The 17,874-nt window shown below is 61.9% G+C and carries 18 protein-coding genes; 10 read left to right on the top strand and 8 right to left on the bottom strand.

Features of this window, described 5'->3' with window-relative positions; translation table 11 throughout:
* Window positions 1–20: 20 nt before the first annotated feature.
* On the bottom strand, window positions 21–650 hold the full coding sequence (locus tag V2B23_RS05025) for a TetR/AcrR family transcriptional regulator (RefSeq protein ID WP_430949341.1): 630 nt from the start codon (window positions 648–650) through the stop codon (window positions 21–23).
* A gap of 176 nt (window positions 651–826) precedes the next feature.
* Between V2B23_RS05025 and V2B23_RS05020 the strand changes: the two genes are divergently transcribed.
* The 6 genes from V2B23_RS05020 (at window position 827) to V2B23_RS04995 (ending at window position 8,604) form a co-directional block, all read left to right on the top strand.
* Complete coding sequence (locus V2B23_RS05020) at window positions 827–2,215, top strand: flavin-containing monooxygenase (RefSeq protein ID WP_430949340.1); 1,389 nt, start codon at window positions 827–829, stop codon at window positions 2,213–2,215.
* A complete protein-coding gene (locus V2B23_RS05015; RefSeq protein WP_430949339.1) occupies window positions 2,212–3,366 on the top strand; it encodes a serine hydrolase domain-containing protein in 1,155 nt (384 codons plus the stop codon). The genes V2B23_RS05020 and V2B23_RS05015 overlap by 4 nt, the downstream gene beginning before the upstream one ends.
* The gene (locus V2B23_RS05010; protein WP_430949338.1) at window positions 3,363–4,403 is read left to right on the top strand and encodes an NAD(P)-dependent alcohol dehydrogenase; all 1,041 of its coding nucleotides are present in this window, start codon (window positions 3,363–3,365) and stop codon (window positions 4,401–4,403) included. Before V2B23_RS05015 ends, V2B23_RS05010 begins: the two co-directional genes overlap by 4 nt.
* Before the next feature lie 61 nt (window positions 4,404–4,464).
* Window positions 4,465–6,084 carry a class I adenylate-forming enzyme family protein gene (locus V2B23_RS05005; protein ID WP_430949731.1) on the top strand — a complete coding sequence of 540 codons (1,620 nt, stop codon included), beginning with the start codon at window positions 4,465–4,467 and terminating at the stop codon, window positions 6,082–6,084.
* Complete coding sequence (locus V2B23_RS05000; protein WP_430949337.1) at window positions 6,081–7,826, top strand: N-acyl-D-amino-acid deacylase family protein; 1,746 nt, start codon at window positions 6,081–6,083, stop codon at window positions 7,824–7,826. Before V2B23_RS05005 ends, V2B23_RS05000 begins: the two co-directional genes overlap by 4 nt.
* Window positions 7,816–8,604, top strand: coding sequence for an SDR family NAD(P)-dependent oxidoreductase (locus V2B23_RS04995; RefSeq protein WP_430949336.1), 789 nt, complete (start codon window positions 7,816–7,818; stop codon window positions 8,602–8,604). The genes V2B23_RS05000 and V2B23_RS04995 overlap by 11 nt, the downstream gene beginning before the upstream one ends.
* A 1-nt stretch (window position 8,605) precedes the next feature.
* On the opposite strand, the gene V2B23_RS04990 is transcribed toward V2B23_RS04995, so the two are convergent.
* Genes V2B23_RS04990 through V2B23_RS04980 form a run of 3 tightly spaced genes read right to left on the bottom strand, consistent with a single transcriptional unit; the run spans window position 8,606 to window position 10,922 of the window.
* Window positions 8,606–9,085, bottom strand: a complete 480-nt coding sequence (locus V2B23_RS04990; protein ID WP_430949335.1) for a carboxymuconolactone decarboxylase family protein — start codon at window positions 9,083–9,085, stop codon at window positions 8,606–8,608.
* Window positions 9,066–10,199 (bottom strand): NAD(P)H-dependent amine dehydrogenase family protein, encoded by a 1,134-nt coding sequence (locus V2B23_RS04985; RefSeq protein WP_430949334.1) that lies wholly within the window; start codon window positions 10,197–10,199, stop codon window positions 9,066–9,068. The genes V2B23_RS04990 and V2B23_RS04985 overlap by 20 nt, the downstream gene beginning before the upstream one ends.
* 51 nt (window positions 10,200–10,250) lie before the next feature.
* Entirely contained in the window at window positions 10,251–10,922 is a 672-nt protein-coding gene (locus V2B23_RS04980) for an NUDIX hydrolase (protein WP_430949333.1), read from the bottom strand.
* A 60-nt stretch (window positions 10,923–10,982) separates the two neighbouring features.
* Here V2B23_RS04980 and V2B23_RS04975 point away from each other — a divergent pair, with 60 nt between their 5' ends.
* Window positions 10,983–11,909, top strand: a complete 927-nt coding sequence (locus V2B23_RS04975) for an ADP-ribosylglycohydrolase family protein (protein ID WP_430949332.1) — start codon at window positions 10,983–10,985, stop codon at window positions 11,907–11,909.
* Window positions 11,910–11,917: 8 nt separating this feature from the next.
* Window positions 11,918–12,427 (top strand): O-acetyl-ADP-ribose deacetylase, encoded by a 510-nt coding sequence (locus tag V2B23_RS04970; RefSeq protein WP_430949331.1) that lies wholly within the window; start codon window positions 11,918–11,920, stop codon window positions 12,425–12,427.
* 252 nt (window positions 12,428–12,679) lie between these two features.
* Here V2B23_RS04970 and V2B23_RS04965 read toward each other — a convergent pair whose 3' ends face one another.
* From V2B23_RS04965 to V2B23_RS04955, 3 genes are read right to left on the bottom strand one after another with little or no spacing between them, the layout of a single operon-like run.
* Window positions 12,680–13,354, bottom strand: coding sequence for a YoaK family protein (locus tag V2B23_RS04965; RefSeq protein ID WP_430949330.1), 675 nt, complete (start codon window positions 13,352–13,354; stop codon window positions 12,680–12,682).
* Between the two features lie 38 nt (window positions 13,355–13,392).
* Window positions 13,393–14,697: a diacylglycerol/lipid kinase family protein gene (locus tag V2B23_RS04960; RefSeq protein ID WP_430949329.1), complete on the bottom strand. Its 1,305-nt coding sequence runs from the start codon at window positions 14,695–14,697 to the stop codon at window positions 13,393–13,395.
* Between the two features lies 1 nt (window position 14,698).
* Window positions 14,699–15,805, bottom strand: a complete 1,107-nt coding sequence (locus tag V2B23_RS04955) for a M23 family metallopeptidase (protein ID WP_430949328.1) — start codon at window positions 15,803–15,805, stop codon at window positions 14,699–14,701.
* A gap of 316 nt (window positions 15,806–16,121) precedes the next feature.
* Between V2B23_RS04955 and V2B23_RS04950 the strand changes: the two genes are divergently transcribed.
* Together V2B23_RS04950 and V2B23_RS04945 are read left to right on the top strand one after the other, a co-directional pair.
* A complete protein-coding gene (locus V2B23_RS04950) occupies window positions 16,122–16,748 on the top strand; it encodes a DUF5701 family protein (protein ID WP_430949327.1) in 627 nt (208 codons plus the stop codon).
* A 64-nt stretch (window positions 16,749–16,812) separates the two neighbouring features.
* The gene (locus V2B23_RS04945) at window positions 16,813–17,157 is read left to right on the top strand and encodes a hypothetical protein (protein WP_430949326.1); all 345 of its coding nucleotides are present in this window, start codon (window positions 16,813–16,815) and stop codon (window positions 17,155–17,157) included.
* On the opposite strand, the gene V2B23_RS04940 is transcribed toward V2B23_RS04945, so the two are convergent.
* Window positions 17,158–17,856 carry an IclR family transcriptional regulator gene (locus V2B23_RS04940; protein WP_430949325.1) on the bottom strand — a complete coding sequence of 233 codons (699 nt, stop codon included), beginning with the start codon at window positions 17,854–17,856 and terminating at the stop codon, window positions 17,158–17,160.
* Window positions 17,857–17,874: the final 18 nt, after the last annotated feature.

The following is a 17,874-nucleotide window of genomic DNA, read 5'->3' as shown; positions in this document are numbered from 1 at the left end:
GGCACGTGCCCTTGGGTGTATTACAAAACAGGTGACATCGCCGGGAACCAGATGTCGGTCAGGACCTCCGCCGCCTGAACCCTGGTCACGTCGATGGTTCCCTGCACTGCCCAGCGGGTGAAGAAACGCTCGAGTTGGCTGACCAGCAGTTCGACGCGCAGCCGAGCCTCGTCGCGCTGATCGATCGGCCACCTCTCGAGATACTTCGGCATCGCATTCGGCAGCTGTGTCATCCCGTCACGCGCAGTGATCCGGAATTCCGGCTCCAGTGCTACGGCCTCGTCCCACGCCGGCAGCAGCCGCTTGTTCTCGTCGAACCAGTCGAACGCACGCTCGAGCCACGCAGTGAATTCCGCTCGTGAGTGTGTGTCGAGCACACGGTCGAGATCGATGTAGAAAGTGAACGCACTGGCGGCCATACCGGCTTCGCCAATGGTTTTCAGCATCGCCACTTTGCTGGGGAAATGCACGTAAAACGTGGCTCTGCTGCATCCGACGGCAGAAGCTATGTCGTCAACCGTGACTGCCGCGTACCCGCGTTCCTCGAACAAGGTGCGTGCCGCGTCCACGAGTTTGGCCCGCGTTGCGCGCTTCTGCTCGTCCCGCAGGGTGCCCCGCTTGCCTTTCCGACCATCCGTTGCCGTGCTCACATCGACTACTTTCGTTCACTTTGCTCGCCCTGGCAAATCGCCGACTAACTGTCATCGAGCAACATGGCGTCATTCATTGACACTACGTCAGTCAATGATGCACTATGACTCAAGTCACTTTTCGGGCTTCGATTCTTCTTCTCGTACGCCCGAGACAGAACAGAAAGCGATGGCGAATGAGCCCCTCCCCCTTGCCGAGCGTCTGCATCATCGGCGCCGGGCCGACCGGAATCACGACGGCCAAGCGAATGAAGGAATTCGGAATACCCTTCGACTGCTACGAAGCATCCGATGAGGTCGGCGGAAACTGGTACTACAAGAACCCCAACGGGATGTCGGCCTGCTACCAGAGCCTGCACATCGACACGTCCAAGTGGCGATTGGCCTTCGAGGACTTTCCCGTCTCCGCAGATCTACCCGATTTCCCGCACCACTCCGAACTTTTCCAGTACTTCAAGGATTACGTCGAGCATTTCGGCTTGCGCGAGTCCATCATCTTCAATACCAGTGTTGTTGCAGCAGAACGTGATGCAGATGGACTCTGGACCATAACGCGCTCAGACGGTGAAGTTCGCACCTATGACGTACTGATGGTCTGCAACGGCCACCACTGGGACCCCAACATTCCGGACTACCCGGGTGAGTTCGACGGCGTGCTGATGCACAGCCACAGCTACAACGACCCGTTCGATCCCGTCGACATGCGCGGCAAGAAGGTTGTCGTGGTCGGAATGGGCAACTCCGGCTTGGACATTGCGTCCGAACTGGGGCAGCGGTACCTCGCCGACAAGCTCATCGTCTCGGCACGCCGCGGCGTGTGGGTGTTGCCGAAATACCTGGGTGGAGTGCCCGGCGACAAACTGATCACCCCGCCCTGGATGCCTCGAGGTCTGCGTCTGTTCCTGAGTCGTCGATTCCTCGGTAAGAACCTGGGAACCATGGAGGGCTACGGACTACCCAAGCCAGACCACCGCCCCTTCGAGGCTCATCCGTCGGCCAGTGGCGAGTTCCTGGGACGCGCCGGGTCCGGCGACATTACCTTCAAGCCGGCGATCACCAAACTCGACGGAAAGCAGGTTCATTTCGCGGACGGCACTGCCGAAGACATCGACGTAGTCATCTGCGCAACCGGCTACAACATCAGCTTCCCCTTCTTCAGCGATCCGAATCTACTGCCGGACAAAGACAACCGATTCCCGCTCTTCAAGCGAATGATGAAGCCCGGAATCGACAACCTCTTCTTCATGGGGCTGGCTCAGCCCATGCCGACGCTCGTCAACTTCGCCGAGCAGCAGAGCAAACTCGTCGCGGCCTACCTGACCGGTCGATACCAACTGCCGTCCGCCAGCGAAATGCAGGAGATCACCAAGGCCGACGAGGCGTACTTCCTCGCCCCCTATTACAAGTCTCCGCGCCATACCATTCAACTCGAGTTCGATCCCTACGTCCGCAACATGAACAAGGAAATCGCCAAGGGCACCAAGCGCGCCGAGGCTTCAGGGAACAAGTTACCCGTCGCTCCGCGTGCCGCAGCACACGAACCCGAGAAGGCGGACCGCGCATGAGCCTCGTAAAAGGTCACTGCAACAGCGAGTTCGAGGCCGTCTACAACGCCTTCGACGCGCAACTGGCATCCGGCGAGGAACTGGGCGGCGCCATCGCCATCACCGTCGACGGGGAATCCGTAGTAGACATCTGGGGCGGATACGCCGACGAATCCCGCACCACTCCTTGGGGTTCCGACACCATCGTGAACACCTTCTCCATCACCAAGACCATGGCAGCACTGTCCGCTTTGCTTCTCGTCGAACGTGGACAGCTCGACGTCTACCAGAAGGTCGCCCACTACTGGCCCGAGTTTGCGGCAAACGGCAAGGAAGACATCGAAGTTCGTCACCTGCTGTCACACACGTCGGGGGTCTCGGGTTGGGAGCGTCCGATCGACCTGAAGGACATCTACGACCTCGAGACGTCCACCGCCCGCCTCGCCACCCAGTCGCCGTGGTGGACGCCGGGTACGGCGTCGGGCTATCACGCGATCAACTACGGTCACCTGATCAGCGAGGTGATCCGACGCATCGACGGGCGGACCCTCGGCAGGTTCTTTGCCGAGGAGCTAGCCGGCCCGCTGGGCGCCGACTTCCACATCGGCACGTCCGCAGAGCATTTCGGCCGAATCGCCACACTTGTTCCGCCGCCCGCGCTGGAATTCGACCTGTCCACGCTCGACCAGGACAGCATTTTCATCAAGACCCTGACCTGCCCTCTGCTCGACTACCCCGAGGTCAACACCGCGCTCTGGCGGGAAGCTGAGATCGGCGCAGCGAACGGCCACGGAAACGCTCGTTCGGTCGCCCGGATCCAATCATTGATCTCGTGTGGCGGCGAGCTCGACGGCCAGAAGTTGCTCTCGCAGAGCACTATCGACCTGATTTTCGAAGTCCAAGCCGACGGTATCGACCTCGGGATCATGACTCCCCTCAAGTTCGGTATCGGCTACGGACTGCCACACCCGGATACCGTGCCACTCGTTCCAGGTGGACGCGCGTGCTGGTGGGCGGGCATCGGCGGGTCGATGCTGGTCAACGATCTGGACCGGCGGATGACGTTCGCCTACGTCATGAACAAGATGGCGCCGGGCCTGATCGGGTCCGACCGCAGCAACGCCTACCTGAGCGCCGCATACAACTCCGAAACCAGCGAGGTCAGCTCATGAAGGCAGCTCAGCTCATGGGGCCTGGTCTCCTCGAGATCAACGACGTACCGATCCCCGAGATCGGTCCGTCGGAACTGCTCATCCGCGTTGGCGCAGCGGGAATCTGCCACTCCGACCTGCACCTCCTGCACTTTCCGTACAAGATGCGCGAAGAACCACTGACCATCGGCCACGAAATTGCCGGCACCATCGAAGCCGTCGGGGCTGCCGTAGACGGTCGCTCCGTCGGGGAACGCGGTGTCGTCTATCTCTGCTGGTCGTGCGGACAGTGTCGAGAATGTATGAGCGGCAACGAAAACATGTGCCTCGCCGCCGGACGAACCGCAATGCCTCCCTGTCCCGGGCTCGGCCCCGAAGGCGGCATGGCCGAGTACGTCAAGATCCCGGCTCGCTCCTTTGTCCCCATCGGAGATCTCGACTTCCTGCAGGCCGCACCACTCGCCGATGCGGCACTGACGAGCTACCACGCCATTCGCGGTGCACGCGAGCATCTTCAGCCCGGCGCCACCGCCGTGGTGATCGGAGTTGGTGGACTCGGACACGTTGCAGTACAGATACTTCGGGCAATCAGTGCCGTGCGCGTCATCGCCGTCGATGTCGGCCAGGATCAACTTGATCTCGCCAAACGGTGCGGCGCCGACATCACTCTCGAATCAGGGCCGGACACCGCACGCCAGATCCTGGACCTCACGTCGGCCCGCGGAGCAGAAGTTGTCTTCGACTTCGTCGGTGTTGATGCCACGGCACAGATGTCTGTCGAATCCGTTGCCCCCAACGGCGCCTATCGCATGGTCGGTCTCGGTGGTGGAACGCCCGGCATCACCGCCGAAGCTGCCGGCGGACCTGGCTGGCCCTGGGGTGCATCGGTCCGGAAATCGTATGGCGGCACCAGAAACGACCTCGTCGATTCCATCGCCCTGGCGCAGGCCGGTCTGGTAACGGTAGAAGTGGCCCGCTTCGACCTCGCTGATGCCCGCGACGCACTCGACCGTCTCGAGCACGGCAAGGTCACCGGACGCGCAGTGCTCGTACCCTAATTCTCGAAAGGTGCTTCACGTGACCACTCCCGCTGATACACAGGCATACATCGCGTCCGTCATGGCCGGCCTGACCGGCCCCGGTGGGCCGTTCGAAATGGGTGTCGAAGACGTTCTCGGTAGTTCGATGCCCGTCATGAAGAACCGCGACAAGTCGCTGGGAGACGTACTCGCAGCGTCTGTCGACTACGGTTCCCGGGACTACCTGGTGACCAAGGATCGACGCTTCAGCTACCTCGAACATGGTGCGGCCGTTGCCGCGCTCGCCACTGCGCTGCGCGAACAGTACGGCGTCGGCAAGGGCGATCGTGTGGGCATTCTTGCCGCCAACACACCGGAATGGGTGATCACATTCTGGGCAGCCCAGGCGCTCGGAGCCATCGCCGTCGGTTTCAACTCCTGGTGGGTGGCACGTGAGGTGGAGTACGGCATCACACACACCACACCTACCGTGGTGATCGCCGATGCCAAGCGCGCACACATTCTTTCCGGGTTGGACACCGACATTCCGGTGCTCACCATGGAAGAGGATCTGCCGGCCCTCATCGAGAAGTTCTCCGGATCACCGCTTCCCCGTACCACGGTCGACGAGGACGATCCGGCCGTCATCCTGTACACGAGCGGAACCAGCGGACGACCCAAGGGAGCCGTACACACCCACCGAAATGTGTTGGCAGTCATCGACTACCACCGTTACAGCGATCGCCTCGCTGCGGCCTTCACCGGGCAACCCACCGATGGACGACCGAGCGACTTGCGTTATCTGCTGACCGCGCCGCTCTTCCACATCGCAAGCCTGCACAACCTGGCGGTCCCCCGACTGGCCACGGGCGGCGCCGTGGTCATTCATCAGGGCGCCTTCGATGTCGACGAGGTCCTCTCCCTCGTCGAGCGCGAGAAGGTCACCAACTGGGCTGTCGTCCCCACCATGGCAAGCCGTCTGCTCGAGCACGGCAATCTCGAGAAGTACGACCTGACGTCACTGAGCGCGTTTGCGTTGGCTTCAGCGCCGTCGTCTCCGGCTTTGCAGGAACGCCTACGCGCGCAGCTACCTTTTGCACAGCACGCTCTGGTGGACAGCTACGGACTCACCGAATCCTCCACCGGAATTTCGGTTGCGACGCCTCCGGAACTTGCAGCATTTCCCGGAACTCTCGGCCGGCCGATCATCGGTGTGAGCGTGGAGGTCCGCGACCCCTTCGGTGTTGCGGTTCCGGACGGCGAGGAAGGCGAGATCTGTGCGCGCAGTCCCTATGTGATGTTGGGATATTGGAACGACGAAGCAGCCACCGCAGCCGCAATCGGCCCCGACCGATGGCTCCGGACAGGCGACTACGGAATCCTGGAAGACGGTCGACTTCGACTCACCGGGCGCAGATCCGACCTGATCCTGCGCGGCGGCGAAAATATCTATCCCCTCGAGATCGAACAACTCCTCGACGAGCATCCCGCTGTGCTCGAATGCGCTGTGATCGGCTTTGATTCGGCAGACCTCGGCCAAGAAGTTGCTGCCGTCGTCGTTCTGCGCAGCGAGGGCGCCGCGACGGAAGAGGAACTGCGCAGCTATGTCTCTGAACGACTCGCCTACTTCAAGGTGCCGGTGAAGTGGCAACTCGGTACAACTCCTCTGCCCCGCAACGCAACCGGAAAAACCATACGCACAAAGGTGGTTATCGCATGACCTACGACGCCGTGATCAACAACGGACTGTGGTTCGACGGCACCGGAGCCAAACCGGCAGTACGTAACCTGGGGATCCGGGACGGGCGAGTCACCGCAATCTCGCTCGACCCCCTCGACGAAACCGATTGCCCCCGAGTCATCGACGCCCGGCGAAAGTGGGTGATTCCGGGAATCGTGGACATTCACACGCACTACGACGTCGAGATCCTCGAAGGGCCGGCGCTGAGCGAATCCCTGCGGCACGGGGTCACGTCGATCTTTGTCGGATCGTGTTCCCTGTCCACCATTCACGCCAGCCCGTCCGAAGCAGGCGATCTCTTCGGCCGCGTCGAAGCAATCCCACGCAAGCACGTCGTCGAATCACTCACGCGGACCAAGACCTGGAACTCCGCGCGCGAGTACATCGCAGCGCTCGAGTCACTTCCGTTGGGTCCCAATGTGGCAGCCTTCATCGGGCACTCCGACATGCGAGCCGCCGAAATGGGGTTGGACCGTGCAACGCGGAAAGACGTGCATCCCAGTGATGCCGAACTCGCGTCGATGGAAGCACATTTGACCGAGGCACTCGACGCTGGTTTCGTCGGGATGTCCAGTCAGCAACTGCTGTTCGACAAACTCGACGGCGAGACCTGCCGCTCACGCACGCTGCCGTCGACGTATGCAACCGCGAAGGAACGACGCCGACTCAATGCGATCCTGCGCCGCCGAGGACGAGTATTTCAGGCCGGCCCTGACCTCTCCAATCCGGTGAGCACCGGAGCGATGGCGTTCTCCAGTGCGGGTCTCTGGCGGAAGCGACTCAAGACGAGCATGCTTTCGGCGGCCGACATCAAGTCCAACAAGTTGGCCGTGGTGATCCTCGGCCCACTGGCGCATCTGGTCAATCGACTCGGCGGCGACCTGCGCTGGCAGCACCTGCCAGTTCCCTTCGAGGTATACGCCGACGGAATCGATCTGGTTGTCTTCGAGGAGTTCGGATCCGGCGCTGCGGCACTACATCTGACCGACGAGATGGAACGCAACGTTCTCATGCAAAGCGAGGAGTACCGTCGACAATTCCGCAAGGACTACGACCAGAAGTTCGGCGTCAAGGTGTGGCACCGCGACTTCTTCGATGCCGAAATCGTCTCTTGCCCGGATGATTCTCTGGTGGGTAAGACCTTCGGTCAGGTCGGTGTCGAGCGTGGCAGCATCCACCCGGTCGACGCGTTCCTGGATCTGGTGCTCGAGCACGGAACCAAGGTCCGTTGGCGCACAACCATTTCCAACCACCGTCCCAAGATCCTGGACAAGTTCGCTCAGGACAACGGCGTGCAACTCGGATTCTCGGACGCCGGTGCGCATTTACGCAACATGGCGTTCTACAACTTCGGCTTACGACTCCTGCGCCGAGTGTACGACGCCCAGAAGATCGGCCGGCCCTTCATGACGGTCGAGGCAGCGGTGCATCGTCTCACCGGCGAACTTGCCGAGTGGTACGACGTCGATGCGGGCCACCTTCGATTGGGTGACCGCGCCGACCTTGTCGTGATCGATCCCGCCCACCTCGACGATTCACTCGAAGCTTACGCCGAGAGCCCGGTTGTGGAGTACGACAACCTCTCTCGCATGGTCAATCGCAACGACGAGACCGTGACCGCCGTATTTGTCGGCGGCGAGTACGTGTTCGGCGACGGCGAAGCAGCACCGGTTCTCGGCAACCGCCGGACCGGAAAATTCTTGAAAGCAGGTGCCCATTAACACGTCCAGATTTGCCGGTAAAGCCGCGGTAGTCACCGGCGCAGCCTCGGGTATCGGCGCGGCCATCGCACTAAGGCTCATCAGCGAAGGCGCGCGAGTCGCGGGACTCGATATCTCCGAGAGTGCGCTGAAGGAGATCGCAGCACAACACGACGGTTCCTTCCTCGCCGCACCCGCCGATGTGACCAAGGAGTCCGACGTCGCCGAGGCCATTGCCGCTGCGGCAGCGGAATTCGGTGGGATCGACATCGCGTTCAACGTTGCCGGGGCGTCGAGGGTGGGGCAGATCGTCGACCTCGACGAGGCGGATTGGGACTTCACCATCGATTTGGTGCAGAAGGGTGTGTTCCTCTGCACCAAACATGAAGCGCGCCATATCCGTGAGCATGGAAGGGGTGGAGCGATCGTCAATGTCTCCTCGCTCAACGCCCATATTCCGAGCCCGTACGGAAGTGCATACGCCACCGGCAAAGCCGGTGTCGAGATGTTCAGCAAGAATGCCGCGATCGAACTCGCGGCGTCGGGAATCCGTGTCAACGCGGTTCTCCCCGGTCTGGTCGACACCCCGCTGGTCGCGCCGGTGATGGGTTACGAACCCGCCCGCGACATGTTCCTCGATCGAATCCCCATGGCCCGAGCGGCAACTCCCGAAGAAATTGCCGCTCCCTGCCTGTATCTCGCCAGCGACGACGCCACCTACATCACCGGAACATCACTGGTGGTCGACGGCGGTTGGGAAGTGTCGAACTACCCGGATCTGACAAAACTCGGTAGCTGAATCAGTTGCCGGGCAGCACGCACTGCGTGTCGAGGCCGAGGACGTGGTTGAGTCGGCCGAAGGCCAACCACGATCCGAGGCACATGCTCAATTCCACGATTTCGGCCTGAGAGTAGTGGGCAGTCATGCGTTCCCAGAACTCGTCGTCCAGTCCGTGATGATCGAGTGCGTACCGCTCGGCGTACTCGGCGGCCAACCGTGTCCTGTCGTCGAAAGCATCGGTGGTTCGCCAGTCGGTGACGGCCTGCGCAAAATCGGATTCGACAGTTGCACCGTCACGTTCGGTTCGCCAGTCCTGGCAGAAGATGCAACCGTTGATCTGAGCGATACGCAGCCGAGCGGCCTCGAACTCTCGGAGGCCGAGAGTGGTGTCGGAATACACCTTTTGGGAGAATGCGGCTGCGGCCGGGCCGATGCCCGGAACCATCTCCCCCCACACGTAGCCGATCGGATTCTTGCCCTCAGGGATGTCGATGTTCATATTCGGTCCTCCAGGTATCGGCGCCGAGTTTGCCGACGCCGGGGGTGAGTGGGACGTCGAGCGCGTCGTACAAGCCAGGTTCGGCGGCCCGCAACCACGGAATCGCATTGACGAGACGCCCTACAGCAGTGGCATTTCCACCGGCTGCACGGTTTCCACCCTCGTCGGTGGCCTCGACGTTGATCTCAATTCGCGGGCGGCCTTCGATGACGACCTTGTGCACCCCGTCCCCACCGCCGGGCGGAGACGGCCAGTCAGGTGCGCACGACGGGTGAATCCGGGTGACGTGTTCGATGACGATCAACGGTTTGCCGTCGACGATCCCCTGAACTTCGAATCGCAAACCGCCCTGGGTTCCTGCGGCAAATTCACCCATGTGCTCGGTGGTCACCGTCTCGTCGAGAGCTCGGCGCAGCAAGGTCTCGCTGATGCCGTCGAGTTCGACCCCCAACGCGCGCGCGATGAGCCGAATCTGTCCTCCCCACACCATCGTTGGGACGCCCGGCGCGACCATGGGCGGTTCGTACTCCATCGGCTGACCCATACCGACGAAGTAGCGCACCGAATCCGGTTGGTCGTACGTCGTGTAGTCGAAAATCTCCTGACACCGAATCTGGTCGATGGTTCCGGCCAGCCCTGTGATCATCACCGGCAGAATGTCGTTGCCCCACCCAGGATCGACGCCGGAGACGAACAGCGCGCCGCCACCGGCTTTGGCTGCCGCCAGGACAGGGTCCCGCACTTCTGGCGGGGCCGAACGCTGGTCGTACAGGGCGTAGACCGAGGGCGTCACCACTACAGCGCCACCTTGTAGGGCTCGCTTGATGTCCGCAATTGCGTCGTCCGGTCGGATCTCACCCGAAGCTGCGTAGACAACGGCATCGGGAACAGTGGCCAGAACGGCGTCGGCATCATCGGTGGCAACTACACCCAACCGGTAACCGAGTTGAGCTAGGTCTCCCGCATCTCGGCCGACCTTGTCGGGATTTGCGACTACGACTGCGCAGAGTTCGAGCGCCGGATTGGCGGCGACGGCCCGAATCGAGGCGCGGCCGACGTTTCCCGTCCCCCACACAACCGTCCGGATCTTCGCCTCGATGTTGCGGTCATCCATAATTCGGACAGTACCCATTCCGGGGTGGTTGTCACGGTCGAATGCGCGAATCTACCCGGTGAGGAAAACCAAGGCTTGCGGCGGAAGAGTCGCACCGGGGCTGCGCCGATACATCTCGGCCGGTCGGCCCGTAGCAGCCCTCACGTATTCCCCGGTACTGATCAGCGCGTCGACAACATGACGCCGGAAGCTGTCCTTCTGCAATTCACGATCGAACACCACCTCGTAGAGTTGCCGCAGTTGGGGGACGGTGAAAGTGTCGCCGAGGAGACCGGCCGGGTCGACGGCTTCGGCATACCGGCTCCGGAGGTCTGCAACTGCCAATCCGACTATCTCGGCGTGGTCGAAAGCCAGGTCGAGGGCTCCGTAGGCATCGAGGAGGGTCGCGTCAACCGGCACGTCACTTTCCGGCAGCGCGGCAGCGTGCGCAACCGACAAGACCCATCCCCTGTCGTCACGATTCGGGTTATCGAGAATTGCCAGTTGATGGAACTCCGCGTTTACCATGCCCGCTTTGGACCGCAAGGCCCGATCTGCTGCGGCAGTGAGCAATTCGCGTTCATGGAGAAAGGTTCCAGGCAGGGCGAACTTGCCCAGCTGATGCTTGACCACAAGCATTTTGAGGGCAGCATCCGAATAGGTCAGGACGGCGACGTCGACGGCGACCGACGGCCGCGGATAGTCGGTTAACGCTTTGCCACTCGAGTCTGTCCATTCATTCACTCTTGCATATTAGCTCAGCCATGATCTATGTTTAGCGCAGAGTTGAGCAAAGGGGTTGACGTGAAGCTGAACGCACTACAGTCCGATCGCGCGGCAGGGGTACTGCTCGGCACGGCGGCCGGCGACGCACTGGGCGCCGGATACGAATTCACCTATCCGAAGGCCGAGGTTGTCATCGACATGATCGGCGGCGGTCCGTTCAAGTGGGCGCCGGGAGAGTGGACGGACGACACCTCGATGGCCGTGGCTATCGCCGAAGTCGCCGCCACCGGAATCGATCTTGCCAGCACCGAGGGCCTGGACGCCATTGCAGCGCAGTTCATTCGGTGGTACGACTCCAAACCCGAAGATATCGGCAATCAGACCCGAGCCGTGCTGTCCGCCCGCTCTCCCGACGCAGCGGCCATGACGGCTCGTGCGAGGGCAATCAGTGGACTCAAGGGCGGCAACGGTTCACTCATGCGCACTGCACCCGTTGCGCTCGCTTATCTTGACGACCCTAAAGGTGCTGTCGATGCCGCAGCGAAGATCGGCGCACTCACGCATGACGATCCACAGGCCGGTCAGGCTTGTCAGATGTGGACCTATGCCATCCGCCACGCGGTGATCCACGGAGACTTCGACGGCGTCCGCGACTACCTGACCGTCGCCGATCAGGAGGTGGTCGATTATTGGCGACCGCTGCTCGACCAGGCCGAAAGAGGCAGCCCGCAAGACTTCTCCAAGAACGGCTGGGTCGTTCACGCGCTCCAGACGGCATGGTGGGCCATCACTTCCACCGACAGCAGCAACACCGAACATCTGCAGCGTGCGCTCGAAGCCGCCGTACGGGCCGGCGGCGATACCGACACGACCGCAGCTATCGCCGGCGGCCTACTCGGAGCCCGCTGGGGAGCGTCGGCGGTACCGGAACGGTGGCGCCGCATCATGCACGGGTGGCCGGGGTACACCTCCACCGACTTGATTCGTCTCGCGACCAACCCCTAGGAGCGGCAATGCCCACCATCTCCGTCGTCGAAGGTGACATCACCACGCTGGACGTCGACGCAATTGTCAACGCCGCCAACACCGGCCTTCTCGGAGGCGGGGGCGTCGACGGCGCCATTCACCGCGCCGGTGGCCCGAAAATCCTCGAAGAATGCAAGGCTCTGCGCGCCTCCAGCCTGCCCGACGGCTTGCCGGTGGGCGCAGCCGTAGCCACCACGGCAGGAAAGATGAAAGCGCGCAACGTGATCCACACAGTCGGCCCGCGATACTCGCGTTCACAGGACCGCTCGGCGCAGCTTCGGTCCGCGTACACACAAAGCCTGGCCGAGGCCGACTCTCTGGGTGCCCGCACCGTCGCCTTCCCACTCATCTCGTCGGGCGTCTACGGCTGGCCCAAGGAAGACGCTGCGAGGCAAGCTGTTACGGCGATTCGCTCAGCAGACACCGCGGTGGACAACGTCATTCTGGTTGCCTACGACAAGGCGTCGGCGGACGTGCTGCGGCGAGCACTCGAGTAGTGCCTAGCGGACCCTCATCCGGCGGCTCAACTGCCGACTTTCGAAGTCCAGACCCGCACCGTCACTGGTGGCCAGTGCCGTCAGCACGGCGGCGACGAGCAGCGATATGACTACTACACCCATGATGCGCACCTCGTTCGGACTCGAGTGGAAACACTTTTCTGAAAACAAGTATATGTAACTAAGGGTTACGTGCAATGTGTTGTCACTCACCTCGGTCCAGCGATCGCGCTCCGCCTGCGCGTCGGCGTCTCAGGAAACCGAGGATCTGTTTCCGCGTAATGGCGTCACGCGCCACGCCACAGCCGTCAGGGCGGCGGCAGTTCCCGCCGCCGGCCAGAGGGAATGAATGCCGATCCACCGATGTGCAAGCGCTCCCAGGACGGCACCGCCGATCAGGCCCGCGCACATTCCGAAGTGCTGCAGCCACGCCCACCGCGGGCCACCAAGGAATGCGCCCGTCAAACGTTGGCCCATTTTCACCAGAGCGCCAGTCATGTAGGTGACGCCGATGGTCACCTCGCCGTCACGCTGGAACACCGAATTGACTGCGCCCATCGCCAACGCCATGGCAGTGACCGCGCCGGGAACGATGTCGAAGCTACTCAGTATCGCCCCCAGCACCAACAACGCTGTGACCACCGATAGCACGGTGACCTTACGGGTCCGAACCGAATAGCGTTCCGTGACATAGGTGATTACCGTGCCGAGCGCGATACCAAGCAGAAAGAGCACTATCACCGCCGCGGGCACTCGTGCGGCCGACCACAAGCCGTCAGCGAGCGAGACGCTCATCTGAGTCATGTTGCCGCTCATGAACGATACGAACTGTCCACTGAGAACGATGAAGCCGATCGCGTCGACGTATCCCGCCAGCCCGGCAAGCGCTATCGCCAATCCGATGAGCGATCTGCTGTATCCCGTCACCCGAAAAGCCTGTCACAGTCGACCGTGAACCGTGCAGGTCATGCGTCGAGCGCTGTGAATCCCGCCAGTTGACGCAGTCTCACCAGATCGACTTTCCGCCGCGGACGCGTCACCCCCGGGCGACCCCGCGGAACCCGAACCCGAAGCGCGGCGGGCCTGACCTCGCACCGCACCGGGACCGGGAAGATCAATGCTTCACCGTCGACGCCGACGGGAATCTCCGGCCGGTCCGCGTCGACGATCACCTCTGATGCCGTGGCCTGCGTCAGTCCCCGCCGATGTGCGCGGCGAAGCAATCCGAGCGCCTGCCGTGGACTGTTGACAGACAACGCGACAACACCGAGTGTTCCCAGGTCCAACCGCGGGCGTTGCCCAAGTCCGGCAAGATCATCCATCTCGTACGGGCCGTTGCTGACCAACACCGCTTGCGGTGACTCGATCACTCGGTCCTGAACGCGAACGACGAACTTTGCACCCTGCTGATCCGCCAGCACATCCGGGAGCATCCGCACGACCGTGCTGGTCTTGGCATCGCGATACGAAGGGCTCTGCACCACTTCGGCATACGCACCGAACGACGCGTTGTTCACAAACGGTCGATCCCCCACAGTCCCCAAATCCACGTAGATGTCGACGCCGTCATTCAAAGCGTCCAGGCATCGCGACGGATCCTGCAGATCCAAACCGAGATCGGCGGCAAAGTGATTGCGCGTACCCGCGCTGATCACCAGGTAGGGCAGCCCGTGTTCGGCGGCGACCGCCGCCACCAAGGCCTGTGTTCCGTCGCCGCCCGCGACACCGAGTAAATCGGCCCCGTTGTCGACGGCCCTGCGCGCCACGTCTGCCACGTCCACCGGGTGGGCGGCGTCGAGAACGTAGACCTCGGCGCCCAATTCTCGAGCCTTGTCGATCAGACCGAATTTGCCGACCTTCCCGCCGCCCGAATTCGGGTTCATCACGAAGAAGGGCCGCTCCGCAGGACTCGGAGGATGTTCCGGGACAGGAGAACCCGACTCGTCGTCCTGCAGGGCGGCGCGGGCGCACAACGCAGCCAGAGCCAACAAGCCGATCGTCACCAACACCACCGCAAGCAGATTCGCCCGGATCAGAAAGACGAGCACAACTATTGGCGTCAACACCCCGATTGCCAGAGCGAACCAGCGTACAAATCCGCGACTGGTGAGGAACCAGTACGCGGCAACCACACTCACCACCACAGCTCCGACACCCATGATCAACAGCATCAACGTCTTCAAACCCGCAAAGACCAGCAGAACCACCACTGCTGCGAACGCCACGACCACAGCCGCTCTGGCCAACCATCGCTGCTTGCTCGTTCCCATGTCAGCTCCCCTGTTGATCTACGTCGTACGTCATGACGTCAAACGTGAGCGGCATCTGATTGCTGCGCTGACCGGTGTCCACGCCCGTTGCGAATTGCGCCGCGGCCCCGGAATCCGTGACCGAATCGAGGTTGCCCTGGTTCACGATTCGGTTTGTCAGATCGAAAGAACGTATCTCGAACGGAAGTCCGTTCGACGCCAGAGGATCCGGTCCGTCCATGATGTGGAAATGCAGATGCGGGGCGTCGGTGTTGCCGGAGTTACCCAACTTGCCCAGCGATTGACCCGCCGTCAGATTGTCACCGACTTCGAGCGGGATACTTCCCCTCTGCAGGTGAGCGTAGAAGGCATATCGACCGTTTCCGAGATCCTGAACAACATGATTACCGCCGAATTGATCGAGCGTGAGCCCGACGGGATTAGCGCCAGGAGTCTGTTCCGGAAGGTCATTCACCATCGAAACAATCTTGCCCTCCGCTACGGCAAAAACATCGCTGCCGTAGTAGGGATAACTCTTGACCGACGTTCGATCTCCATTGAACATCTTTCCGTCGGACGTCAGCTGAACGTAGTCGATGGCAAATCGCTCCGGAGCAAAAAGTTGTCCGTTGAGAGGACTGACGGCACCCCGGTGTGCGCTCACACCACAACAGCCGTTTCCGTTCAACCAATTCTCACCGTTCAGCGGCGGATCGATCACGACCGCAGACTGGGTCGATACCGTGGTCCGAGCCACGGTTTCCGTCATCTCGGCCGGGAGAAGCGGCGGATTCGGGGTGGCCACCGTCACCGAAACTCGATGTTCGACGACCTCGGGAACCTCGGAGCTGGACGGTACCGTCACATCTATCCAGGCCAAGGCCGATTGGCCGGGGCCCAGAGTGGCCGTGGGCCCCGTAGCGCCGAATACCCTGATCCACGGCAGAAGGCCGTCGGTAATCGGACTCTGTAACGAAACTCCGTTCGACACCGGCTCGATACTCCGCAAGGTAAGCGGCTGTGCGAGGGTATTCGTGAGGAACAGCTCGTACGCGAGGTGCACCTCTCCGTCGGTGGCGGTCACCGGAATCGGAGCGGCAAGGGTTGCGGCAATCAATGGGGTGAGCATCGTTTGGGCTGAGTTTGAGCCAGGTGCAGAAGTGAGCGAAGATTCCGAGGGAGGCGTCTGTGAATCCTGCGCAGTGGAGCACGAGACCACCATCGCCGCGGCAAGAAGAACTAATGCAATACTGTTCTTTCGACTCGGACTTGCCATTTCAGGAATGTTAGACCTGAACCAGTCCGGCTGCGATAAATGCGCTCGATATTTACCGTATCGAATTCAATTCTTGGATAAGCGCGTTTATGTATACCCACTAGGACTTCATTTATTCGCCTCACGGCATTTTCTCGAGTCGACGCAAGATTCGCTACCATCGGGCATCGTGCTCCCACCCCTAGATCAGCAGGCTGAACGACTCATCGCTCTCGGCGTCGGTGACATCGCCGGGATAGCCCCGGCTGCGTTACGTACAGCAGCAACGTCCCGCGCTGAGAACTCTCTGCTCACTATCCACGAAAAGTACGCTCCCGCTTCATCATTGGCTCACCTTCTCGAACGCCAGGGCAAACACGGCTTTGTTGTCACCGACATGACCGATGTCGATCAGTTCGCTCCCACCGAGCACGCGGTGCCCCCGGACAATCCCGTGTACCTACTCGAGGACCTCGACCGAGGCGACACAATGTCCAACTGGAGTCCGGACGAAGCGCTGCCCGCAATCCTCGAAGCCGGGCGCACGCCGTTGACCCTCACCGAGGGTATCCACTGGCTGCTCCAATGCCCGGACGTTCTCGAACGCGGCCACTGCTTCATGACTATCGGCTCACGCTTGCGCAAACCCAACGGAGCCCTGGATACGCGTACCCCCGCCCTGTGGATCAGCAACGGAACCGGGCGCGACGGTAAGGACAATCGCAACGCTCCCAAGGTCGGCTGGTGCTGGGCCGGCAACCGTCACACCTGGTTGGGATTTGCGTCGGCGAACACCCGAATTCCGATCAACGCATAGATCCACGGAGACCGGGTAGACAGCAGTACCGACTGCTCGCCAACCCAGTCCAGTGGAGTACACGATGTTTCTCAGTGACCAGTCTCTTCGCAACCGCACCCATCGCTTCGGGACAGCCATGTCGTCCGCCTCTCTGCAGTGGCCACCACCGACGCCGGCGCAACGCACTGCGCGCTGGGGCGAAAGATCGGAGATGCTCGGCGCCCTGTCGGTACTCGTGTTCTGGGCTTTCGGCGTCGGCATCCTGCTGGGTGCTGGCGCCGTCGTCATGGGAATCTTCACCTTGCGGCGCCTTCGCCAGGATCCGAGTAGCCCGCTGCCGGGAGACGCCGTCGTCGGCCTGATCACCGGCATCATCGGGCTTGCCCTGAGCGCATCGTTCTTCGTGGGAATCCTGCCGTATGTGTAGCTAGTGTGTTGTGCCGCTGATCTTTTCAGCAGCCTCCATCAGTTCGCGTACTGCACCGCGGGCCAGATCCTCGGACGCGGTGATCAACGTGAGGCAACCGGCCGGCTCATTGGCCGGCTGTGTCAATGGCACCCCGAGGCCCCAGTATCCCGGCTCGACTTCGCCGTAACTGACGACGTAGCCGTCCCGGCGGGCATCGGTGACTCGACTCGATTCCCCGGGGACGGGCGGCTGCCCGGCCAACAGCGCATAGCCTGCGGCGCCGCGGTCGATGGGGTGGCGACCACCCTCACGGAACGACACCCAGTACCGAGCATTCTTCGGCTCGACGACGGCGACGGCCACCGCTTCGGAGCCTTCCGCGACGAAGAGCGCAACACTCGCGCCCAGGGAATTCGCGAGCCGACGCAACAACGGTGTCGCCTCGTCCCGAAGGCCGGCGTACAAATCCCGAGCGAGCGCCGCCAATCCACCCCCGGCCCGGTACTTGCCGTCCGCGCCGCGCTTGATGAGCCGGAAGTCAGCCACAGTGGAGAGCAACCGCGACGCGATGGTCCGGTGAACACCCAGGGCATCGGCAACTTCCTGAATTGTCATCCCGTCGGGAGTGGTGGCAACCAATTCGAGAGCCTGCAATCCCCTCGCCAGTGTTTGCGAGCCCGGTTGTTTGCCGGACGACCCATTCGATTCTGAAGCCACGCCCTTGACTCTATTCTC

It is taken from the genome of Rhodococcus sp. 24CO (assembly GCF_050586165.1).
GTDB lineage: Bacteria > Actinomycetota > Actinomycetes > Mycobacteriales > Mycobacteriaceae > Rhodococcus_F.
The sequence above is the reverse complement of the archived record's forward strand: the minus strand, read 5'-3'. Positions and strand labels throughout refer to the sequence as shown.